The sequence below is a fragment of the Collinsella sp. AM31-2AC genome (assembly GCF_003469285.1).
Lineage (GTDB): Bacteria > Actinomycetota > Coriobacteriia > Coriobacteriales > Coriobacteriaceae > Collinsella > Collinsella aerofaciens_AT.
On the sequence record NZ_QSJB01000011.1, the window covers coordinates 39960 to 46030 of the forward strand.

The window sequence follows — 6071 nt, forward strand, 5'->3', positions numbered from 1 at the left end:
TTCAGCGAACGGCCGAGCTGGCGGCCAAGGGAGCGTGACTCGCCCCTACCGCCCAAGGAATTAGTGAGCCCAGGGGAAGGCCGAAGCCGCGGCCATGTTCTTGCGCACGAGCTCGTCGCGCACCTGAGCCAGGCCCTGTTCCATGCCCACCACATAGGTCTGCGGGTACAGGAAGCGCTTGAAAGCTGCGTCCAGATGATCGAGTGCCCAAGCACAGCGCTCGCGCGCGTCCTGGATGCTCTCACGCGGAGCCACCGCGCTGCCATCGCGCACGATCGGCACCAGCAGCTCGCGATACTCAAGTTCGGACACGTCGGTCACCAGGGCGGCATCATTCACGGCCACAAGGGTATTGCCGCGCGCGGCGCCCTCCCCCGCCAGATGGTCCTCGTCGTAGATCATGTCGCAGACCGGGCCGCCAAAGCCGTCGTAATAACGGCGCACGCGTTGCACACCCGGGATCGTGCGCTTGTATGGCTGCTCAGAGAGCTTGACCACCGGCGTCCATGGATCTGCCTCGCTCGCACGGCGGGCGGAAAGCTTGTACACGCCGCCCAGCGCCGGCTGGTCATAGCAGGTCGCAAGCTTGGTACCCACGCCAAAGCTATCGATGGGCGCGCCCTGGTCGAGCAGCGACTGAATCGTGTACTCATCCAGATCGTTAGAAACCGAGATCCCCACATAGGGCAGGCCCTCGGCATCAAAACGGCCGCGCACATACTTGGAGAGCTTGGCGAGGTCGCCGGAGTCGATGCGAATAGCCGACAGACGCTCGCCTGCCGCCTCCATCTCCTTGGCAACCGTAATGGCATGCTCGCAGCCCTCACGTACGTCGTAGGTGTCGATGAGCAGCGTGCAGTTCTTGGGACTCGACTTGGCAAAAGCCCGGAATGCCTCGAGCTCGGAATCGAAGCTCATCACCCAGCTGTGCGCATGCGTGCCAAAGACGGGAATACCGTAGCGGCGGCCGGCGAGCACATTGGATGTAGAGGAGCAGCCGGCAACGTAGCTCGCGCGCGCGACGGCCAAGCCGCCATCGGGACCCTGAGCGCGGCGCAGGCCAAACTCGGCAACGGGACGGCCGTCCGCCGCCAGCACCACGCGCGCCGTCTTGGTGGCGACAAGCGTCTGGAACCCAACGATGTTGAGCAGCGCCGTCTCAAGCAGCTGGCACTCCAGCGCGGGGCCGGTGACGCGAACCATGGGCTCGCGCGGAAAGACGAGCTCGCCCTCGGGCACGGCGTCGATGTTTACATGCGCACGAAAATCGCGCAGGTAGTCGAGGAATCCAGGCTTGAACATCGCGCCGCCGGCCGGGGCCTGGAGCGAGGCGAGGTAGTCGATATCCTCGGGCGTAAAGCGCAGATTCTCGACCAGCTCGGGCAGTTCGGCGGTGCCGCACATGACGGCATAGGCGCTGCCAAAAGGATGGTCGCGGTAAAACGCGGTAAAACAACCCTGCTCATTGGCCTTGCCGCTCTCCCACAGGCCCTGGGCCATAGTGAGCTCGTACAGATCGGTGAGCATTGCAATGTCGGTGGGATGCGAGATGTCGGTCAAAGCCATGGGGCGACCTTTCGGATGCGCTGTGCAGAGGTTGAGGGTTGGAAAAGGGCAGAGTGTTCGGGCATGGCACCCAGCGCGAATGGGCTAGAGCAGGCCCATGCTGGTCAGGATCGTGTAGCCCATAAAGATGACAAACGCGATGAGGGCAAGGACAATGATGATTTTTTGAGCCGGCGCCATGCCAGGGATCTCGTTCTCGCCCGTGGGCTCCTTGGAGGTAACCATGCGCTGGGCAAAGGTCATCTCGTCACGGCTCGGCTTGGGCTCGACGGACTTGGAACGAGCGACCTTTTTAGGCTGAGGTTTAGGTGCGGTGGGCGCGGGCTTCGCGGCGGCGGGCTTGGGCGCGGGGGCGACGTTCGCAGCGGCCTCCTCGGCCTTCTCGCACTCGGCACGCAGGGCGGCCAGCTCCTCACGCTCGCGGCGTGCCTCTTCCTGGGCCTCGCGACGAGCTTTCTCGGCGCGGAGCTCTTCCAACTCGGCGCGTTCCTCGGCAGACAGTGGTTGGGACTCAAGCTTGGCCATGGTACAGCCCTTTCTTTTAAAAAAAGCCGCCGACACAATGTCAGCGGCTTATCAAATCCAAGGGTGGAGACGAAGGGAGTCGAACCCTCGGCCTCTGCCATGCGACGGCAGCGCTCTCCCAACTGAGCTACGTCCCCAGGACAAGTTGATATTTTACCTACGGCTCGCCAACTGTCAACGCCCAATACCCAGTCTTTTTGGGACGCGGCTGTTTTAGCTACCCCGACAGACAACGCGAACGGTTTGGTCGAACAGCGGCAGGGGTAGCTAAAACAGCCCCGTCCCAAAAAGACTACTCAAAGAGCCTCGTCCCAGATTAGCTGGTTTGAGCACTAGTAAGAACACCGGTGGTATCGAACGCCGGGGTAAAGCTCTCGTCTACCGCGCCGCCTTCTTGCCAAAACATCGTCGTAAAGCCCAGGTCGTCGGCATGGTCGAGCACCTGCTCATACTCCTCGCGCGTCACGGCGCGCGCCAGGTCGCCGCCTTGTTCGCGCATGAGTGCATTGGGCGTGTACTGGTTCATGACCGAGATCGGCACGTCGCCCACCGTCTGCCACACCAGGTCTAACACGCGGCACGAATCGTCGGCATGCCCCGGCAGCACCAGGTGACGCACGATCATGCCGCGCCTCATGAGCCCGTCCTCGTCTACCAGTTCTCCCCCGCGGCGCTCAATCTCGCGCGCCATCTGGGCCAGACCCGACACGGTCACGCGCGGGTAGTCCTTAATATGAGAAAGCGACTGCGCAAGCCCGGCATCGGCATATTTAAAGTCCGTAAGCCACACGTCGACCAGGTCGCCCAGCGCCGCCACGGCACTCGCGCGCTCGTAACCACTCGTGTTGTAGACAATTGGGATGACCAACCCGCGCGTCCGTGCCGCGGCAATCGTGGCAGGCAACAGGTGCGCATAGTGCGTCGCCGTCACCAGGTTGATGTTATTGGCGCCCTGGTCCTGCAGCTCCAGCATAATCTCGACCAAACGCTCGGGCGAAATCTCAAGACCGAAATTGCCCGTCGAGATCTCGTGGTTTTGGCAGTAGATACATTTGAGCGAACAGCCGCTAAAGAAAATCGTACCCGAGCCGGCCTCGCCCGAGATAGGCGGCTCCTCCCACATATGAAGCGCTGCGCGGGCCACCTTAAGCGTGTTGTCGGCGCCGCACACGCCACGCGTGCCCTCGTCGCGCGCCGCACCGCAACGGCGCGGACACAAATGGCAGGCGGGCGAAAAAAGTTCGGTCAACGACGTCGGCATAAAAACATGCTCCAAAACAATGATTCAGCAGCTCAAACGTAAAGGGACCAACCGCACAGACGGCTCGAGCCCAAGGCGCCGTAATCGTCCGACACGATTTTTATAATGTCAAGACTGGAATCGACAAAGTGCCGCTTTATGATGTAGGTATTCCGCCCCCCGCGGAGCAACTGGGTGAACCGTCGCGTTTATTTAGGGAGCCCACACAGTCGTACCTAGTACAGGTATCCTTCGTTGTTAAGGACGCTGGAACAGTCGATGAGGGCACCCACCTGTTTTAGGTGGGTTCATTTTCGTAACGTGGGGGGTGGTTTTCATTTGCCGAAAACCACCATTACAGCCCATATGGATCCCCGCCGGTATCCCGACAAGCCATCGACAACATCCCAATATCTGGTAAGCGCGTGATTATCGCTGCATGCAATTCCATGCACCCCCCGTGGTCGAGTATCATGGTTCGGCTATGCCCTTTGCGCATGGCGTTCTTCTGACCTTTTCCTTCGACGCTTGGCGGTTTTTAGATTCATGGCTTCATCCCCGAGCTACATACCGTACCTATGCGTGGCAGCGGCGGCCTTTATCACGACCTTCCTCATGGTGCCCCTGGTCAAGCGCTTGGCAATTAAGCTCGACGCCGTCGACTATCCTTCTAAGCGCCGCATCAACACCAAGCCCATCCCGCGTTTGGGCGGAACGGCGGTGTTTTTGGGCCTGGTCGTTGCCTGCATTGTGCAAATCCTAGGCACCTGGCACCTAGGCTGGCCGCCCGTCCTGGTGCCGCACCCGCGCCTTCACATTAGCTATCCCATGCTGGCGCTCTCCTTTACCGTCATCTTTGCGACCGGCGCTATCGACGACGTCATCCAGCTCAAGCCCAAGCAAAAGCTGGCCGGACAGGTCCTCGCTGCGCTCATCGCCTGCGTGGGTGGCCTGCGCATCGGCGTCATTGTCAACCCGTTTGCCCCCGGCGAAATCATGCTCGGATGGCTCGCCTACCCCATCACCGTGATCTATCTGGTGGCATTCACCAACATCATTAACCTCATCGACGGCCTCGACGGCTTAGCCACGGGCATCTGCGGCATCGCGTCGTTCACCATGTTTTCGATGGCCGTTCTCTCGGGCCGCATCGACGCCGCCGCGCTCTCCATTGCGCTCTTTGGCGCCTGTCTGGCCTTTTTGCGCTACAACTTCAACCCCGCAAGCATCTTCTTGGGCGACTCGGGGTCGCTGCTTCTGGGCTTTGCGCTGGGCTCCATCTCGCTACTCAACGTGAGCCGCACCGCCGCGCTCACCTCGCTTATCATCCCGCTCATCGTTGCCGGCGTGCCCATCATCGACACGTTTAGCGCCATCGTGCGCCGCAAGCGCGCCCACATTAGCATCGGGCAGGCCGACAAGGGCCACATCCACCACCGCCTGATCCAAGAGGGCTACAACCAAAAGCAGGCTGTGCTGCTCATCTACGCCTGGTGCATTATGCTTTCGGCCGGCGCCGCCGCGATCAACCAGGTCGAGGTGCCCATGCGCGTGCTCATCTTTACCGTGCTCGCCATTGGCTCGGCGGCCTTTGCCAAGCATCTGCATCTGTTTGAGCCCGTGTTGCGTCACCATTACAACAAGCGCACGCACGAGGACGAGCTCGTCACCCCCGACGATCCCGCCTTTAAGCAAGAGGAGCAGGCAGCAGAAGAACGCAAGGAAGAGCGCCACCACAGGCGCTAGGGTAAGCTGCCGAGGATGCGTCCAGACGCCGCCGGCCAAACGTGCAGCCACGCCGCGCCCATCGCACAAGCCGCCGCTCTCCCGCCCCTCGCCTACTTACGACCCGCCCCTCCAATAAACGCGTTATCATCTTGACCCATGAACATACGTTAGGAGCAATCATGCCAAACGAGAACAGCTACGAAGTCGCGCTGCAAAAGAGCAACGCCATTCGCGAGGGCCTGGCCAAAACGCCCGAGAAGTTCACCATGCTCACCGGCGACCGCCCCACCGGCCGTCTGCACCTGGGTCACTACTTCGGCACCCTCAAGGGCCGTGTTGAGCTGCAGAACATGGGCGCCAAGACCAACGTGCTCATCGCCGACTACCAAGTCATCACTGACCGCGATACGACCGAGCACATCCAGGACAACGTGTACAACATGGTCATGGACTACCTTGCCTGCGGCATCGACCCCGACAAGACCATGATCTACGCGCACTCCGCCGTACCCGCCGCAAACCAGCTCATGCTGCCGTTCCTGTCGCTGGTCTCCGAGGCCGAGCTGGCGCGCAACCCCACGGTCAAGGCCGAGATGGAGGCCTCGGGCCACGAGCTCACCGGCCTTCTGCTCACCTACCCGGTGCACCAGGCCTGCGACATCCTGTTCTGCAAGGGCAATGTGGTGCCCGTCGGTCGCGACCAGCTGCCGCACATCGAGCTCACCCGCACCATCGCCCGCCGCTTTAACAACCGCTACGGCAAGGTGTTCCCCGAGGTCGACGCACTGCTGTCCGAGACCCCGCTGCTGCCGGGCCTGGACGGTCGCAAGATGAGCAAGAGCTACGGTAACGCCATCAACATCTCGATGACCGCCGAGGAGACGGCCAAGCGCATCAAGAAGAGCCAGACCGACTCCGAGCGCATGATCACGTTCGATCCCGAGAACCGCCCCGGCGTGTCCGGTCTGCTTTCGACGGCCGCCATCTGCACCGGCCGTTCCGAAGTCGAGAT

At 61.5% G+C, this 6071-nt stretch carries 5 protein-coding genes and 1 tRNA gene; 2 read left to right on the top strand and 4 right to left on the bottom strand.

Annotation, left to right across the window (positions count from 1 at the left end):
- Positions 1–60: 60 nt before the first annotated feature.
- The 4 genes from DW796_RS06515 to DW796_RS06530 all read right to left on the bottom strand — a co-directional run bounded on the left by DW796_RS06515 (position 61) and on the right by DW796_RS06530 (position 3352).
- The gene (locus DW796_RS06515; protein WP_118094628.1) at positions 61–1566 is read right to left on the bottom strand and encodes a nicotinate phosphoribosyltransferase; all 1506 of its coding nucleotides are present in this window, start codon (positions 1564–1566) and stop codon (positions 61–63) included.
- An 84-nt stretch (positions 1567–1650) separates the two neighbouring features.
- Complete coding sequence (locus DW796_RS06520; protein WP_089572040.1) at positions 1651–2091, bottom strand: hypothetical protein; 441 nt, start codon at positions 2089–2091, stop codon at positions 1651–1653.
- 64 nt (positions 2092–2155) lie between these two features.
- Positions 2156–2228: transfer RNA gene (locus DW796_RS06525), tRNA-Ala, on the bottom strand.
- A gap of 179 nt (positions 2229–2407) precedes the next feature.
- The gene (locus DW796_RS06530; protein ID WP_089572042.1) at positions 2408–3352 is read right to left on the bottom strand and encodes a radical SAM protein; all 945 of its coding nucleotides are present in this window, start codon (positions 3350–3352) and stop codon (positions 2408–2410) included.
- 525 nt (positions 3353–3877) lie between these two features.
- Between DW796_RS06530 and DW796_RS06535 the strand changes: the two genes are divergently transcribed.
- Positions 3878–5077: an MraY family glycosyltransferase gene (locus tag DW796_RS06535; RefSeq protein WP_118094629.1), complete on the top strand. Its 1200-nt coding sequence runs from the start codon at positions 3878–3880 to the stop codon at positions 5075–5077.
- A gap of 161 nt (positions 5078–5238) precedes the next feature.
- A partial coding sequence (gene trpS / locus DW796_RS06540) for a tryptophan--tRNA ligase (RefSeq protein WP_118094659.1) occupies positions 5239–6071 on the top strand: 833 nt, incomplete at its 3' end.